Source organism: Pseudoalteromonas sp. DL-6 (assembly GCF_004328665.1).
GTDB lineage: Bacteria > Pseudomonadota > Gammaproteobacteria > Enterobacterales > Alteromonadaceae > Pseudoalteromonas.
The window spans coordinates 2694252-2711129 of sequence record NZ_CP019770.1 but is presented as its reverse complement, the minus strand read 5'-3'; the positions used below and the strand labels follow the sequence as shown (position 1 = coordinate 2711129).

The 16878-nt window shown below is 40.1% G+C and carries 14 protein-coding genes; 4 read left to right on the top strand and 10 right to left on the bottom strand.

Annotation, left to right across the window (positions count from 1 at the left end; genetic code table 11):
- The first annotated feature begins 177 nt into the window (after nucleotides 1–177).
- On the top strand, nucleotides 178–888 hold the full coding sequence (locus B1F84_RS12675) for a VC0807 family protein (protein WP_131691636.1): 711 nt from the start codon (nucleotides 178–180) through the stop codon (nucleotides 886–888).
- A gap of 55 nt (nucleotides 889–943) precedes the next feature.
- Here the strand turns inward: B1F84_RS12675 and B1F84_RS12670 are convergent, their stop codons facing one another.
- The 6 genes from B1F84_RS12670 to B1F84_RS12645 all read right to left on the bottom strand — a co-directional run bounded on the left by B1F84_RS12670 (nucleotide 944) and on the right by B1F84_RS12645 (nucleotide 6328).
- Nucleotides 944–1396 carry a c-type cytochrome gene (locus tag B1F84_RS12670; RefSeq protein WP_008111390.1) on the bottom strand — a complete coding sequence of 151 codons (453 nt, stop codon included), beginning with the start codon at nucleotides 1394–1396 and terminating at the stop codon, nucleotides 944–946.
- A 277-nt stretch (nucleotides 1397–1673) separates the two neighbouring features.
- Complete coding sequence (locus B1F84_RS12665; RefSeq protein WP_131691635.1) at nucleotides 1674–3401, bottom strand: SulP family inorganic anion transporter; 1728 nt, start codon at nucleotides 3399–3401, stop codon at nucleotides 1674–1676.
- A 177-nt stretch (nucleotides 3402–3578) separates the two neighbouring features.
- The gene (gene dps / locus B1F84_RS12660) at nucleotides 3579–4103 is read right to left on the bottom strand and encodes a DNA starvation/stationary phase protection protein Dps (protein ID WP_008111394.1); all 525 of its coding nucleotides are present in this window, start codon (nucleotides 4101–4103) and stop codon (nucleotides 3579–3581) included.
- A gap of 308 nt (nucleotides 4104–4411) precedes the next feature.
- A complete protein-coding gene (locus B1F84_RS12655; RefSeq protein ID WP_131691634.1) occupies nucleotides 4412–4780 on the bottom strand; it encodes a DUF2237 domain-containing protein in 369 nt (122 codons plus the stop codon).
- Between the two features lie 160 nt (nucleotides 4781–4940).
- Entirely contained in the window at nucleotides 4941–5360 is a 420-nt protein-coding gene (locus tag B1F84_RS12650; protein WP_076918408.1) for a CBS domain-containing protein, read from the bottom strand.
- A 188-nt stretch (nucleotides 5361–5548) separates the two neighbouring features.
- Entirely contained in the window at nucleotides 5549–6328 is a 780-nt protein-coding gene (locus tag B1F84_RS12645; RefSeq protein ID WP_131691633.1) for a DUF2189 domain-containing protein, read from the bottom strand.
- 225 nt (nucleotides 6329–6553) lie between these two features.
- Between B1F84_RS12645 and B1F84_RS12640 the strand changes: the two genes are divergently transcribed.
- Nucleotides 6554–8434 carry an MFS transporter gene (locus B1F84_RS12640; protein ID WP_131691632.1) on the top strand — a complete coding sequence of 627 codons (1881 nt, stop codon included), beginning with the start codon at nucleotides 6554–6556 and terminating at the stop codon, nucleotides 8432–8434.
- Between the two features lie 61 nt (nucleotides 8435–8495).
- Here the strand turns inward: B1F84_RS12640 and katG are convergent, their stop codons facing one another.
- A complete protein-coding gene (gene katG / locus B1F84_RS12635) occupies nucleotides 8496–10763 on the bottom strand; it encodes a catalase/peroxidase HPI (protein ID WP_131691631.1) in 2268 nt (755 codons plus the stop codon).
- A gap of 316 nt (nucleotides 10764–11079) precedes the next feature.
- A complete protein-coding gene (locus B1F84_RS12630) occupies nucleotides 11080–12420 on the bottom strand; it encodes an L-cystine transporter (protein ID WP_008464818.1) in 1341 nt (446 codons plus the stop codon).
- Nucleotides 12421–12702: 282 nt separating this feature from the next.
- On the opposite strand from B1F84_RS12630, the gene B1F84_RS12625 reads away from it, so the two are divergent.
- Nucleotides 12703–13230 carry a hypothetical protein gene (locus tag B1F84_RS12625; RefSeq protein ID WP_131691630.1) on the top strand — a complete coding sequence of 176 codons (528 nt, stop codon included), beginning with the start codon at nucleotides 12703–12705 and terminating at the stop codon, nucleotides 13228–13230.
- Nucleotides 13231–13295: 65 nt separating this feature from the next.
- Here the strand turns inward: B1F84_RS12625 and B1F84_RS12620 are convergent, their stop codons facing one another.
- A complete protein-coding gene (locus tag B1F84_RS12620; protein ID WP_240702003.1) occupies nucleotides 13296–14483 on the bottom strand; it encodes a GGDEF domain-containing protein in 1188 nt (395 codons plus the stop codon).
- Nucleotides 14484–14739: 256 nt separating this feature from the next.
- Entirely contained in the window at nucleotides 14740–15882 is a 1143-nt protein-coding gene (locus B1F84_RS12615; RefSeq protein ID WP_131691628.1) for an alkene reductase, read from the bottom strand.
- A 110-nt stretch (nucleotides 15883–15992) separates the two neighbouring features.
- Between B1F84_RS12615 and B1F84_RS12610 the strand changes: the two genes are divergently transcribed.
- Nucleotides 15993–16877, top strand: coding sequence for a LysR family transcriptional regulator (locus tag B1F84_RS12610; RefSeq protein ID WP_131691627.1), 885 nt, complete (start codon nucleotides 15993–15995; stop codon nucleotides 16875–16877).
- The last annotated feature ends 1 nt before the right edge of the window (nucleotide 16878 follow it).

Genomic DNA, 16878 nt, shown 5'->3' with positions numbered 1-16878 from the left:
ATTATTTATTAATAAAAATAGCATTTGATAAGATAGCGACCTAAAAAAATCGGGTGGTTGTGTGCTGCGCTAGAATAGCGGCTGCATTGCAGGTATTATGCTTCAAGGCACTTTAAAACATTATTTACTCCACACAGGAGGAAAGTGATGCAGCAGTAATATTTTTTGGAATTAACAATGACCAGTCATAATCAAGCCACAAAGCAGCGTAAAAAAAATAATCCGCTTATCGAAATAGTATTTAATATCATCATTCCTTCAGTCATTTTAATGAAGTTCTCTGGCCCTGAATATTTAGGTAGTGTGGTTGGCTTAATTGTGGCGCTCATATTTCCTATTAGTTATGGTATTTATGATTTTATAAAAGCGGGCTCATTAAACTTTATTTCACTTTTGGGCTTTTTAAGTACTTTACTTACCGGTGGTATAGCGCTGTTTGAGCTTAACGTTGAGTGGTTAGCAATTAAAGAAGCGGCTATACCGGCAATTATTGGTTTTACAGTGCTAATGTCGGGCTTTTTTGGTAAGCCCTTGCTAGCCAAACTTTTATTAAACTCACTTTTATTCAAGTTAGACACTATTTACGATGCCCTTGCTGAGCGCGGCAATACGCAAAGCTTTAAACAAAAAATTACTAACGCTAATTACTTATTAGCGCTGACCTTTGTGTTTTCATCAACTATGAATTACCTCTTAGCTAAATGGATTGTTACTAGCCCCGCAGGTAGTGTGGAATTTAACGAACAACTTGGCGAAATGACCCTATTAAGTTATTCCGTTATTGCCATTCCTTCTATGCTGATGCTTATTGGTATTTTTATATATGTAATTAAAGTGCTGACCAAGCTAACCGGTATGAAGTTTGAAGAAATGGTTAATGCCGAGTAGATAAAACGCATAAAGAAAACCGTTGTTTAACAACGGTTTTTTTTGCTATCAATATTTACTTGTAGTGAGAGTAAAGTTGGTAATTAGTTCTGTGGTACGGAATAAGTTTATAGTTTGGTTGTAAAAAAGTGACTAAGTCGGTGAGTTCAGATACGGTCATGGTATCGTTAAATACCGTCATTTTTGAACTGCCATCTTCATTTCTGGCGTCGGGTCTATAAGGCCTAGAAAACCGATGGGAGGGATTAATCACTGACGTTACCAGCTCAGCATAAGTAATTATTTTGGTTTTATTACCTCCTAGCTTAATAGAAATATCGTCATGTTTTGTTACGCTGCTATCTTCAACGCCTGCAAGGGTGTGACATGCCAAGCACTTATATTTTAAAAACACGGCTTTACCTTGTTCTGCATTACCTTCGGGTAAGCTAAATCCTTTTGGTGAATCAACGCCTTTATCACAACCTGCCAGTGCCATTAAGCATGCAATTAAGAGTGTATATTTCATAATAACTCCATTTTTTAATTGGTTTTTTGCAGTGCTTAATTGTTCTCATCAATAATACTTTATTTGATAAGCCATAAAATAAGCGGCTGCACGAGTATTTTGATACTGCATGGTATGGCATTTTCATTTTTGCTTGCGATATCTTTTTAAGGCTTAACAAGTTAATAAAGAAAACATTCTTTGCACTGAGTCTCAGATATTTTTCAGTTAATGAAATGAGTCATCACCATATTTTATCTACAATTTGAGTGTAGTAGATGATAACTAATAATTCTAACTAAGCTGAGCTTTGGTTAGGCGATTTAAATAAAGCGGCTTCAGTAATATGTTGACTCACACTGTTTTTTTGTAGGGCGATATACAAGTCTGAGTGAACATAAATCCCCTCTTTACCAGATGTAATTCCTGCCGTTTTAAACCAAGCGAGCAATTGACGTTTTCTGCCAGCAAGCTCTAAACGAATATGGCGCTTTTTAAAAATTACATCTAAGTCGGCAAGCATGCTCATTACACTTAAATCAAGGTGAGTAAAACAAGGTACAGCGTCGATAATAACGCATTCTATATCGTCTTTCTGGCGGGCGTATTGCTCTAATAAGCGACGTTTAAAGTAACCCACGTTAAAGTAAGTTAAAGGCGAATTGAATCGATAAATAAAAACGCCTTGTATCGCTTTGGCTTTATCTGTTTCGTCGAGGCTTCTTACTACCCCTTTGGCATCAATACCTAAAATAGTGTCAGATGGACGCATAACGCTGCGGATAAATTGAAATAAACCCAATAATACAGCAAGCGTTATGCCAGGGATTACACCAATAAACAACACCGCAAATAACGTAGTTAATGCTAAGTAGAATGCTTGCTTATCTTTAAATTTTAATTGCCATAACGCCTTTAAATCGATGAGATGAATTGAAGCAATAATAAGCACAATTCCCAGTGCTGCACTGGGAATATACTCAAGGGGAGCCGTTAAAAATAACGCAATAATGGCAATAATAACAGCCGCTATAATCGATACTAATTGAGTTTTACCGCCGGCATTGTCGTTAACAGCCGTACGAGAGTCAGCACCACTAACTGCGAAACCTTGCGACAATGCTGAGGCTAAATTGGCAATACCTAAGGCTCTAAATTCTTTATCTGGATTAATGTCATAGCCATTTTTTGCAGCAAAGCTTCGTGCGGTCAACATCATACTTACAAAGCTGACTATGGCTAAGTTAAGTGCAGGAACTACGAGCTCACGGATCACCCCAATATCAAACATTGGAGGGTTAAATATAGGTAAGCCACCCGTTACAACGCCAATGGTTTTTATCTCAAACTGTTCTAAGTTGAATAACCAAACTAAGATTGCAGCCAATGTGATTGCCAGCATAGAGGCAGGCCAACTTGGTTTAATACGTTTGAAAGCGAAATAGGCACTCAGCGTTAATAAAGCCATTAGCAAGGTGGGAATATGAGTTTGCGATAAATAGGTTGGCACACCTCCTAAGCGCTCCAGTAAGTAGCGTTCGTCAAAGGTAAAACCAAATATTTTTGAAAACTGGCTAACAATAATGGTAATAGCTACGCCATTGAGCAGTCCCATTAAAATAGGTTTTGATAAAAAGTCAGCAAGTACACCTAGTTTAAAGCGGCTGGCAATAAAGCACCAGATACCTGTCATTGCGGTCATGGTGATCACTAATTGCCAATGTTTAAAGCTATCGCCTGCGGCAAGTGGAGTCACTACTGCGGCAATCACCGCACAGGTTGCGGCATCAGGGCCAATAATAAGCTGTTTAGAGGTACCAAATAGTGCATAAAGCATCATAGGTAAGATACAAGAATAGAGACCAACGGCGGCATTTACGCCGGTAAGCTGCGCATAAGCAATAGCTACAGGCAATGCCACGGCTGCAACTGATAAGGCTGCTCGCATATCGTCGGCAAGCCATTGGCGCTGATAATTAAACAACGTTTGTAAACCAGGCATAAAATTATATAAACGCGACAACACTGAAAAATCCCTTTAATAATAAGGAGTAGATAGTAAGTTCTGTATAAAAATAAGTATAGTAACTAAACGCGCTATAGTGGATTAAATGTGATGGTTTTAGCTTAATGATGAGATGGACATAGTGAAAAAATAAAAAGCCCAGCATATTTGCTGGGCTCAATGTATATCAATTTAAAATTAGCTGTTCAATTGACCCGTAGATGACTCTATATGGGCACGAACAAACCACTGATATTGCTCAAGCTCGGCAAGTTGCGCAATGATCATATCTTCAGATACCGGATCAAGCTCAGCAAGTGATTCTATAGCTTTACGGTGATCACCGTTAACGCCGTTATATACTTTGTCTAATGCAGCTAAGTGCTCGGTTACTAAACCTTTGCCTATAGCGTAGTCTTCCCATGTACGACGATCGACAATTGATTTTGGTGTACCAACAGGGACGCCGCCTAAAGTGGCAATACGTTCTGCTATGGTGTCGGTCATTTCACGTACGGTTTCAACTTGAGGGTCTAGCATTTCATGTACGCCAATAAAGTTTGGACCTACTACATTCCAATGAATATGTTTTAAAGTTAGCTGTAAATCAATTAGCGCTACCATGCGATCTTCTAGAACAGATATTGCTTTATTTGCTGATTCGTTTTCTACACCGGGAGCGGTAAATTCAGCGACTTTGTTTGCATTATTACTGTTACTCATTATGCCTCCTACTATTTCAAAATAGTGCTCGCTTAACTCAAGTGAGTGTTTTAATTGCGATAACGAACACGTCTTGTATTAATAGAAGCAATGCTCATGCCGATAGTATTGTTTTTTTAAGTTGCTGAAATTATTGTTTTAATTTTTAATTGGCGGTATTTTTCAAAGCAACAAACTTAAGTGCATATGAAAAATATGCACTTTTTTGTAAATTCTGCAAAAAAGCACGTTTAAAACGGGGGGCACGTTAAGGACTCTTTTTGCCTACGCTATTTAGGCAAAAGAAAACTGGGTTCAGTGTTTAATCGTTATAGCGTTTTTTGATATTGATGCGCTTTTAATACGTCAAACTCAATAATGTCGAGCGCTTTTTGGTTTGTAGCTTCAAGTACCACTGGAGGAGCAACGTTTGCAGCAATGGCATGATACCAACGCACTGCGCACAAGCACCATTTGTCGCCAGCTTTTAAGCCAGCAAAATCATACAAAGGATTAGGGCTAATTAAATCGTTACCTTGCGCTTTAGAAAACTGCAAAAATTCGTCGGTCATAATGGCGCATACACTGTGATTGCCAAAGTCTGAATCTGGCACATAGCAAAACCCTTCACGGGTATAGCCACCATTACCACAACACAGTTGTAAGCGAGTTCCCAGTACATTTAATTGATTAGCCATGCAGCACAGTTACCTTGTAATAATCATCGAAAGCAGAGGTGTTTACCATAACAGGCCGTTAGTGACTTATCTATCTATGCTATTAATTTTATACATCTTTAAGCGAGTAAAAAACTGCACTTAGTAAAGCCAAAATGCAGTTTTTACTAAGCAAGGGCGCTTACGAAAGTAGTGCTGCCGCTAAACGCACAAAATCAGAAGACGTTAAAATACCCACTAGCTGACCCTGCTGGCTAACAACGGGCATACAACCGTGGCGATTATCTACAAAAAACTTAACCACATCTGATAGCGGCTGCTCTGGGGTGACACTAATAAAATCACTCACCATAATATCTTCTACTTTTGTGAGTTTCTCTTTTCGTTGTAATGCATTTGCACCAAACGTTGCCATGATCCCCATAACTTTAGCGACCATGATTTTTTGTGTCAGCATACCGACAAATGCGCCGTCTTCGTCGATAACAGGAATATGACGAATATTTTTTTCTTTCATTAAATTATGTGCGTCATGCAGGGTGCTTTTTACGTTCACTGAAAATGGGTTAGCTGTCATTAAGTCGGTAACATTTTGACTCATGTTTATTCCTTTATGTTATCTGTAGTGTATCAGCTTATATTAGCGCTATTTTTAAGCTTTGCACCTTATTCAGATCAAGGTTTTTGCGGATTTAATAAACAGGAGGAGAGAGGAGTCACTTAACTAAATGCCCAAAAGCATTTAATTAAGTGAATGATAGAAAGAGATTAAAATTTTTTCGACAAGTGTTACTCGTAACCGCGTGGTTTTTTAGTTTTAATTACCGCAATGTAACCGTGCCAGCTAGCATAACTAAGTAGCGGCATAATAATAATGAATCCAGCTGCACCTGCAGCAAAGCCCAGCGCTACCAATACAAATATACAAATTGACCACACCACCATGGCAGCAAAGTTTTCTTTAACCGCGTGGATTGAAGAAACCACGGCAGTCATAATATCAACGCGTCTTTCCATCATAATTTGCGGGGTAAACGCTGAGATTGAAAACACACTGACCAATAAAATTCCGCCTATAATACTGCCTATAGTTAAAAACGCCGAAAGTTCTTCAAAGGTAGGATTTGCGTGGTTTGGGTATAACGCATGCACAATTGCAGCTAGGCGCATCCAAATAATCATAATTACCATAAGTAATACCGCAAACCCCCATTCACCTACAGGGTTACGAAACATTGATTTTAATGAATGGCTTAACGTAGGTTTGTGGCCTTTTTCAAGCTCCCAGGCTACATCGTATAGGCCAACGGCGAATACCGGACCGATTAAAGCAAAAGCAACGGTTGCAGGTAAAATAGCTAAGTGGCTGTCGGTAAGTACAACAGAGTAAACAATCGCTATCGGAATAAGCGTGAAGATTAAACCGTAAATTAAACTCAACATGGGCGCGCGCGCCATATCTTTAAACGCTAACGAAAGCCAATGAAAAGCGGCAAATGTATTTACTTTGTTGCACTCTAAACAGCGTGCGAATTTAGTGTCTTTTTCTATCGTGTTTGTAGTTGGCATAAAGATGCTCCTTTTTTAGTCACCTTTTAGTTTTAGAACATAGATGTTTTATTTACAACTCGTAAACAACTTATACGCAAGATTTAATCGCATTGTTCATTTGTTAGTCATTTTTATAGGGGGAACGGTTTTACTTCCGTGTATAAGTAAACACTTAAAAAGTGGGTTCGTATTTCTTTTCTACAATGGTAATCTAACCGCTGTACCTAATGTTAAGAGACCGTAATGAAGGAAAATAAACAACAATTTCAAGGAGCTTTACTGGGCAGTAAACGGTTTTTACCTCTGTTTGTGACGCAGTTTTTCTCTGCTTTAAATGACAATGTTTATAAGCAATCAATCTTGCTTATTTTAATTTTTCAAGCTGCTACGGTAGCCGATGGTGCCTTTTATTCTAATCTGGCGGCAGGATTATTTATTTTGCCGTTCTTTTTATTTTCGGGCATGGCTGGGCAAATTGCAGAAAAGTTGGAAAAATCAAAACTGATCAGCATCGTAAAGTTTTGCGAAATTCCTATTATGCTGGTGGGCGTAGTATCGATTTTAACCGAGCAGGTTTGGTTAATGTTAGGTACTGTATTTTTAATGGGTTTACAAAGCACTTTTTTTGGACCGCTTAAGTACTCTATTTTACCGCAACATGTGGCCCCAAATGAGCTAACCAAAGCGAATGGGCTGGTGGAGTCGGGCACTTTTGTCGCTATTTTATTGGGCACCGTATTTGGCACCTATTATATAACCCAAGCAGCGGGCCCTATTTATATCAGTATCGCAATAGTGAGCCTAGCGGTTATTGGCTTTTTGAGCAGTCGATTTATTCCTAAAAGTGCTGCCAATGATGCTAATTTAAAAGTATCGATTAACCCTATTACTTCAACCAAAAGTGTTTTTAATGCGCTTAAGGCACAAACCGAGTCGGTGGGTAAGTCAGTATTAGGGATCAGCTGGTTTTGGCTTATTGGTGCGGTGATACTAACGGCGCTCCCTAATTACGTAAAACATGTAATGGGAGGCGATGAGTTGGTGGTGACGGCTGCTTTAGTGGTGTTTTCGTTGAGTATTGCATTGGGGTCTTTATTGTGTGAAAAGCTATCACGCTCACGTATTGAGCTAGGTATTGTGCCTTTTGGTGCACTGTTAATTACTTTATTTTTATATTTATTAAGTCAAGAACCTGGTATTGAATTTTATCGCCAAGTTAGTGAGTTGCAGCTTACTCTTGAACAAGTGATTAATACCGGCGATATGCTCTGGCATTTTGTTTGGATGGCAGGTATTGGTATTGCCTCGGGGTTTTATACCGTGCCTTTGTATGCACTCATTCAGCAGCGTACTCACCCCGATAGCCGTTCTCGGGTAATTGCAGCTAATAATGTATTAAACGCACTGTTTATGGTCGGCAGCGCCGTTTTAAGTATTGTTACTTTAACGCTATTACACTGGAATATTTCACAATTACTGTTGTTATTAGCAGGGCTTAATTTACTGATATCGGTTTATATATACAGCAAAGTTCCTGAGTTCTTTTTACGCTTTATTATTTATATTTTAGCGATTTGCATGTATCGGGTGCGCACTAAAGGCGAGCCTAACATTCCCGATGAAGGGGCTGCGGTAGTGGTAAGTAACCATGTTAGCTTTGTTGATTGGATGTTTATTTTAGCGGCGTCGCCTAGGCCAATTCGGTTTGTTGTATTTGCACCTATTTACTATTCACCGGCACTTAATTGGTTATTTAAAATGGCCAAAGCCATTCCAATCGATAGTGAAAAGGTAAACCCTAAGGCGTTTAATAAAGCCTTTGATGACATCGCTAAAACACTGGAAAGTGGTGAGTTAGTAGGTATTTTTCCTGAAGGAAAGCTCAGCGGTGATGGCGAGGTTGATGTATTTCGCCGTGGCATTGAAAAAATAATTCAGCGCACGCCTGTGCCTGTTATCCCTGTTCATTTAGATGGATTATGGGGCAGTATGTTTAGCCGAAAAACCAAGTGGCGACTACCTAGACCCAAATGGTCGTTAGTAAGCGTCGCGATTGGTGAGTCGGTTGCACCTGAAAATGTGAGTGCCGATGACTTGCGTGATCGAGTGCTTGCTTTAAAGTAGCTTTACAATAAAAAAGCGCTGCAATTAATTGCAGCGCTGTGGTTGTGTTACTTAATGGTTATTAACGGTCTAAATTCATTACTTTAGTCCATGCTTTAACAAAGTCTTCTACAAACTTTTGTTTTGATGTATCAAAGGCATACACCTCAGCAACTGCACGTAGTTCTGAGTTTGAACCAAAAATCAGATCAACCGAAGTAGCGGTGTACTTTTGCTCACCTGATTGACGATCAAAGCCTTGATAAATGCCAGCATCTGACGATTTTTTCCATACCGTCGACATATCTAATAAGTTAACGAAGAAATCGTTATTTAGAGTACCTGGCTTATCGGTAAATACGCCGTAGTCAGTGCCTTTATAGTTTGCATCAAGTGAACGTAAACCACCGACTAATACAGTCATTTCAGGAACTGTTAGGTCAAGCTGATCCGCTTTATCAATCAGCATTTCTGTTGGCGATTTATAGCTTTTCTCTGCATCAAAGTAGTTTCTAAAACCATCGGCTGGCAGCTCTAATAAGCTAAATGCATTAACGTCAGTTTGCGCTTGCGTAGCATCGCCACGGCCAGCATTAAACGGCACGTCTACTGAGTAGCCTGCATCTTTGGCTGCTTTTTCAATCGCTGCATTACCACCAAGTACAACTAAATCAGCAAGCGATACATGGCTTTTGCTAAATAAGCTGTCGTTAAAGTCAGCTTGAATCGCTTTTAATACTTTAAGTACTTTTGCGGTTTCTGCTGGATTATTTACTGCCCAATCCTTTTGTGGTGCTAGCGCAATACGTGCGCCGTTGGCACCGCCGCGCATATCTGAATCACGGTAACTGGCAGCCGATGCCCATGCCACACGTACTAACTCAGGTACACTTAGGTTTGAGTCTAAAATAGCGGCTTTAAGCTCTTTTACTGCACCAGCATCAATGTTTGATTGAGTTTCTGCTGAAATAGGGTCTTGCCAAATTAAGTCGTCTTTTGGTACTTCTTTACCTAAAAAGTTACGTGGTGGTCCCATATCTCGGTGAGTTAATTTGTACCATGCTTTAGCAAAGGCAAGTTGATACTCTTTAGGGTCATTTAAAAAGCGTTCTGCAATTTTGCGATATTCAGGATCAAATTTTAACGCTAAATCGGCCGTAGTCATTACCGGTGGGTTAAATTTACCTTTAACGTGCGCATCAGGTACGGCGTTATGTAATGATTCATCTGTTGGGATCCACTGAATAGCGCCTGCAGGGCTGCGAGTTTGTTTCCACTCAAAGTTAAGTAGGTTGCTTAAGTACAGTGATGACCAGCGGGTAGGTGCTTGTGTCCATGCGCCTTCTAAACCACTAGATACGGTATCTTCAGAGTGGCCTTTACCACATTTGTTTTTCCAGCCTAAACCTTGCTCTTCAATACCTGCTGCAGCAGGCTCTGCACCTACACAGTCTTTAGGTTTGTGCGCACCATGCATTTTACCAAAGGTGTGACCACCGGCGATAAGTGCGAGTGTTTCTTCATCGTTCATCGCCATGCGAGAAAACGCAACGCGAATGTTCTTAGCTGACCCAATAGGATCAGGAACCCCTTTAGGCCCTTCTGGGTTTACATAAATTAAGCCCATGTGTGTTGCACCCAATGGGCGTTCTAATTTGCCGTCAGCATCTTCACGGTCGCTGGCAAGCATTTCTACTTCAGGACCCCAGTAAACCATGTCTGGTTCCCAATCGTCAGTACGACCACCAGCAAAACCATAGGTTTCAAATCCCATATTTTCTAGGGCAACGTTACCCGCTAATACGATTAAGTCTGACCATGAAAGGGCTTCACCGTATTTTTGTTTGATTGGCCAAAGTAAACGGCGCGCTTTATCCAAGCTTACGTTATCTGGCCAACTATTAAGTGGTTCAAAACGTTGTTGTCCACCGCCAGCGCCACCACGGCCATCAAGCGTACGGTAGGTACCAGCACTGTGCCAGGTCATACGAATAAAAAATGGGCCATAATTACCAAAGTCTGCTGGCCACCAATCTTGAGATTGAGTTAGTAGAGCGTCGATATCACTTTTTACAGTGTCTAAATCTAGACTGTTAAATGCCTCTGCATAATTAAAGTCGGCACCGTAAGGGTTTGAACGTAGATCATGATCGCGAAGAGGAGATAGGTTAAGTTGATCTGGCCACCAAAATTGGTTGGTTCTGGTTGCGCCCATTTTTGCCTCACCCATGCCTACAGCACCTTGTGGCTTAGACATTTGTGGTTTTTCTTGGCTAAAAGCAGAGCCAGACATAAGTGCCATACTTATAAATCCAACAAGCGCTTTTTTTGTAAATGATCGGTTTTTCATTGTCAGCTTCCTTAAAGTTAACGAATTTCGTTATATACAAAGCGTATTAAAAAATAGGGCCTACTCATTAAAAAAACAGTAGGCTAATACTTCATTCAAGTTGTTGTTAAACAAGCCTGAATGGCTAAGCAGTGAGGATAGTATAGTAAAGAGGGTAAAAACCGTGTGCGAAATAAAACGATTAGTGCAATCTATAAAAATGATTTATTAAATTTAATCGATTAAATAAATGAATTGTAAATACGCAAAGAAGGCTTTGCAGAGCTATAGGCATAAAAAAGCCCAGCGTAGGCTGGGCTATTAAATAAACTTAGTGCTATTGAGTTTTCATTAACTTACTGGTGATCACACCAGAGGTCATAGCACCCGACACGTTGAGTGCGGTACGCGCCATATCTATTAAAGGCTCAATAGAAATAAGTAAAGCCACTACCTCTATAGGTAATCCCATGGTAGGTAATACAACCAACGCTGCGAAAGTAGCACCACCGCCTACGCCAGCAATACCAAACGAGCTAATAACCACAATACCAATAAGCGGTAAAATAAACTCAAACGTGAGTGGGTCTATCCCCACACTTGGCGCAACCATCATCGCGAGCATGGCAGGGTAAATACCAGCACAGCCGTTTTGACCTATGGTGGCACCAAAAGAAGCCGATAAGTTAGCGATTGCTGGGGGTACTTTTAACTGGTTAATTTGCACATCTACATTCATAGGAATCGATGCCGCTGAGCTACGTGAGCTAAAAGCAAAGGTAAGCACTGGCCAGATTTTTTCAAAGTAATGTTTTGGATTAACACCTACTAAGCTAAGCAGTAAACCATGCACAACAAACATTAATAAAATAGCCACGTAAGAAGCAACGATAAAGGCAAGTAAATTTAAAATGTCGCTACTACTAGAGTTTGCCACAACACTTGCCATTAAACCTGCAACCCCATAAGGCGTTAGAGCAATTACCATGCGAACTAAGCTCATTACTGTTGCTTGTAGGGCGTTTACACCGTTACGAATTGGGCTAGCAAGCTCTGTTTTTTCAAGCATTACTTTACGCGCAGCTATACCAACAAGTACACCAAATATAACCGTGGCAATAATAGAGGTTGAACGTTGATTACTTAAATCTGCAAAGGGATTTTCAGGAATAAAGCTCAGTAGCATTTGTGGCACACTTAAATCGGCCACATTCGCTGCTTTGCTTTGCAGGGTGTCCATTCTAGCGGCTTCACGAGTACCTGAAACAAGCCCTTCAATGCTCAAATCAAATCCATACGTTACCGCAATACCAATTAATGCTGCAATCGCGGTGGTAAACAGTAAAACAGAGATGCTAATAAAGGATATTTTCCCCAGTGAGCCTTGGTTCTCAAGCTTAACCACAGCGGCAATCATAAAGACCAATACCAGTGGCATGATGATCATTTTTAGTAACCCGACATAGCCTTTACCTACTATGCTAACCCAGCTGAGTATTTCTTTAATGGTTTCTGGGGAATGGGCAAATAAAAACTGTAGGGCTAAACCAAAGGCGCTACCAAGTACTAAACCAAATAAAACGGTACGAGATAAAGAGCTGCTTTTTTGCGAAACAAGATAAATAGCAAACAGCAAACCGACAAATAATGCCAACATTAATAATACAGCAAGCGACATGGTACCCTCTTTTATAGCTGTGAATTAGCGCGGCACTTTAACGCTTTGTAAGACGTTAACAAAATACACTTTCGCTATGGGATAGAATTAAAAGGAATATAGTAATAATATTAAAGTATAACGAATCAGCGTTTTATTGTACAAGCTTATTCATATGCTTGTATTTTCTTTAATTTATAGGGTTTACTATAGATCGTAAGCCTTGTTTAAAGCGTAAGTCTCATACGAATTAATTGGTCAACGTGTTCACTTTAGTTTTATTTAAAAATAGGGAGTAAAGGTATGTTAAAGGCAATAATGACGCTGGTGATGGTTTTAGTAGTAAGCGGATGTTCAACCCAGTATCCAAATCAAGCACTACTTGGTAAGCAATTTCCCACTGTTACAGGAGAAAGCTTAGAGCAACAGTCATTCACTATTCCTGATGACTTTAACAACCCACATACGTTGCTATTAATTGGTTATAAACAAGATAGCCAGTTTGATATTGATCGTTGGCTTATTGGTTTAGATATGACTGCAGTGGATGTAACGGCCTATGAGTTGCCAACTATTCAGGGCATGGTTCCTCGTATGTTTAGTACCTTAATTGATAGCGGCATGCGTAAGGGGATCCCAAAAGAGTTGTGGGGTGGGGTGATCACAATTTACAAAGATGGCGATAAAGTTCAGGCATTTACTGGCAACGAAAATCCTAATAACAGCCGTGTAATACTGCTTGATGAGAGTGGCAAAATTATTTACTTTTACGACCGTGGCTTTTCTGTCTCGGCATTAAATAATTTAAAAGCGGTTTTGGAAAAGCAATAAGTTGTAGTTAAATTTAGTTGCCTTTGGGCACGCTATTATTAAGTTAGCGTGCCACGTTAAAAGCATTACTCGCTTACGTTATTTCTGCCTTTCTTTTTAGCTCTATAAAGGGCTAAATCGGCATTTTTTAATGCCTCATCAAAGCTTTGTTTTGCCGCTCTTTGCGCTACACCTATAGAAACCGTCACGTTTACCGTTTTGTTGTCGCTTGGCTGTTTACCTTTGCGAGATTTTTTATCAGTGCGTTTTGGGTTTCTGATCACCATGTCGTAGGTGGCAATATTTTCGCGCAGTGTTTCTAGCTCAGGGATTGACTGCTCGGCTGTTTTACGCGGGAACACCACCGTAAATTCTTCTCCACCATAACGGTAAATTTTGCCACCCCCTTTAATGCCAGCCATTTTAGCCGCCACTAGCTTTAACACTTGGTCGCCAATATCGTGGCCATAGGTATCGTTGAATTTTTTAAAGTGGTCAATGTCGAGCATAGCAACGGTGTATTTTCGCCCTAATGATAAAGCAAGCTGATTAAGTGCTCGCCGCGTTGGTAAGCTGGTTAAATCGTCTCTATAGGCTAAATAATAAGAGTCGGTACTCACTGCCAATAAATACAAAGAAGCCATAAGCACGGCTATTACAGACCAAGGAAAATCAATAATATGTTGCTGATTAAGGCACCACACAATAAAGGTAATTAATAAGGCGGTTTGAGTCAGGTTATGGGCCCTCAAGCTTTGCCAAATAAGCAAGCCGCCAATTATTGAAAGCGGTAAAATAATGGGAAAGTAAGGAAGTAGTTGAGTATAAAAAGAGGATTGTATTGTTAGTTCTTGTAAATGTTGGCTCAGTGCTAACCAAGCAAACGCAGCACCGCCGCAAACAATAACAAGTAAACTGCGAGTTACTGTGTGTATTGATAAAAGCGCTCTATCTTTTATGACTGCCAATAACATTAATAAACTTGCAGCGCATAATAAGGTCCAGTCAGGTTGCGCTTTGAGCCAGTCAGACCAAGGTAAAGCGTAGTCTAATGAAGATAAATAAATCACCCAAAATGCGCAAAGTAGTGCAACTCGACTTCGATTAAACTGAGTAGCAAATACAGCAGTAATAACCAGTAATGGATAAACAAGGTTATTAATAAGAGAGAGCTTACTTTGCCATTGAACTTGAAACTGAACTAATAATAAAAATAAGCCACATAGCCCTAAAAGGCTCAAAGAAGTTGATTTAACTCCTGCTAATTTTAACAACCCATGCTCCAAAGACCGATGTCTAAAAAATAAAGGCTTATTGTATTCATATTGAAAAATATTACTACTTTAATGCTTGTTAATTATTTAAAAACAATACTTTAAAACTAATTTAGGTGGCTTTTATCGACATTTTTTAACCAAATGTATGATATTTTCGATAAGATAAAAACAGTAATGAAAACTATTTGAGGGGTTTAGATAGAGTGTATTATCGCGCCTTTAGCAATTTAAGAGGCCATCCATGGCCTTTTTGCTAATCGTTCTGATAGCGAGGGTAGTCACTGTAGCCTTGCTCAGTGCCACCATACATAGTAGTAGCATCGGCTTCATTTAATGGCCAATTATGTTTAATACGCGCTGGTAAATCAGGATTGGCAATAAAAGGGCGACCAAAAGCAAATAAATCTCCATAACCTTTAGCTAGCATTACCACAGATTTATCAACTGTGTATTTACCTGCGTAAATAATACGTCCAGAAAACTCTGCGCGTGCCGCTTGGTAAAATTGCTCTGGCAAATCAGGGGCATTGTCCCAATCGGCTTCAGCAATTGAAAGATAGGCAATACCCGCTTGCTCAAGTACTTTAATGGCTTCTATATAAGTATGTTGAGGGTCTGATTCTACTAATCCTAAATAAACACGGGTTTCATCAGTACTGCTAAATAGCGGCGCAAATCTAACCCCTAAACGCTCAGCGCCAACTACATCACTAACGGCAGCAACAATCTCTTTTAAAAAGCGTAAGCGATTAGTCAGTGAGCCACCGTATTCATCTTCACGTTGGTTACTATGCTCAGAAATAAATTGGTTTACTAAGTAGCCATTAGCACAATGCAGTTCCACACCATCAAACCCAGCCTCTAGCGCATTACGGGCAGCTTGTGCATACATGCCAACAAGCTCTTTTACTTCATTTGTTGTTAAAGCTTGTGGTTTACTTGGATCGGCTAAAGCGCCTTGAGCTGGCCCTGTTTCTATAAACACTTTCACACTATCAGCTGCTATTGCTGAGGGAGCAATAGGTTTGGCTTCATTTGGTTGTAGGCTAGTATGCGATACACGGCCTACATGCCAAAGCTGGGCAAAAATAACTCCCCCTTCTGCATGCACGGCATTAGTCACTTTTTTCCAGCCAACGACTTGTTCAGCAGAGTGAATACCGGGTGTCCAAGCGTATCCTTGTCCTCTGGGTTCAATTTGAGTGCCTTCGGTAACCATAAAGCCAGCACTTGCACGTTGCGCATAATAGGTGGCCATTACTTCGTTGGGGATATTGCCAGGTACTGTACTGCGTGAGCGGGTAAGTGGCGGCATAACAATACGATTTTTAAGGGTATATGGCCCTAAACTAATGGATGAAAATAAACTGTCGATATTTTTACTCGGTTGACTCATTTGAATACCTTTTAAATTAACTATGCTGCTTAGCGCTTATAACAATGCTGGTGAGCATAGGGATTTAAAGCTACAATTTGAAACAACACTTTTTTGTTTTAGATACAATTATGAATGGTATAGGTCGGCTGGATATAAAGCAGTTGCGAGTTTTAAGCGCTTTGCTTAAATTAAAAAATGTATCGCATGTTGCGCAAAAAATGGGGCTAACTCAGCAAGCCATTAGTGAGCAGCTGCGAAAATTACGCGACTTATTTGATGATAGGCTGTTTATTCGTCAAGGCAATACGATGCTGCCAACGCCAAAAGCGCTGGCGCTTGAACTATCAATTAATCAAATTCTGAGTCAACTAGACGCGTTATTAGTGCCACCACAGTTTTCCCCGCAGAGTTATCAAGGCGTTTTTACTATAAGTGCTACGGACTATGCGATTGCTGCACTTTTACCCCAGTTATTAGCAATTACTCGCCGTGAAGCGCCAGGTTTAAAGTTGATTATTCGAGACTTCGCATCCGATAACGTTAACCAGCTCATTAGTGCAGGAGAGCTTGATTTACTGATTAGCTTTGTTGAATTTATTCCTGATAATTTAGTTTACGATACCCTATTTGAAGAACAGCATATTTGTATTGCAGGCGCACATGCGCCCACATCTTCACAGCCTTTGAGCTTATCTGAGGTTGCGAGTCGGCCGCAGTTGGTGGTGTCGGCATCTAGAGCAAACTTACGTGGATCGCACGATCGCTGGTTTGCAGATAAAGGCTACAAACGAAATATTGTCATGTCAGTACCTGGGTTTTCATCTGTGCCTGATTTACTCAATACCACCGATTTAATTGCGTTTTACCCATCACGGTTATTGCCAAATAGTAAGGTGAAGCAATTGGATATTGAATTATTACCGCCGCCGTTTAAGGTGATTGCAGCCTGGCACCCGCGTTCAAATAATAGCGATATTCATCAGTGGCTTATTGCACAATTAAAACAGATTTAGT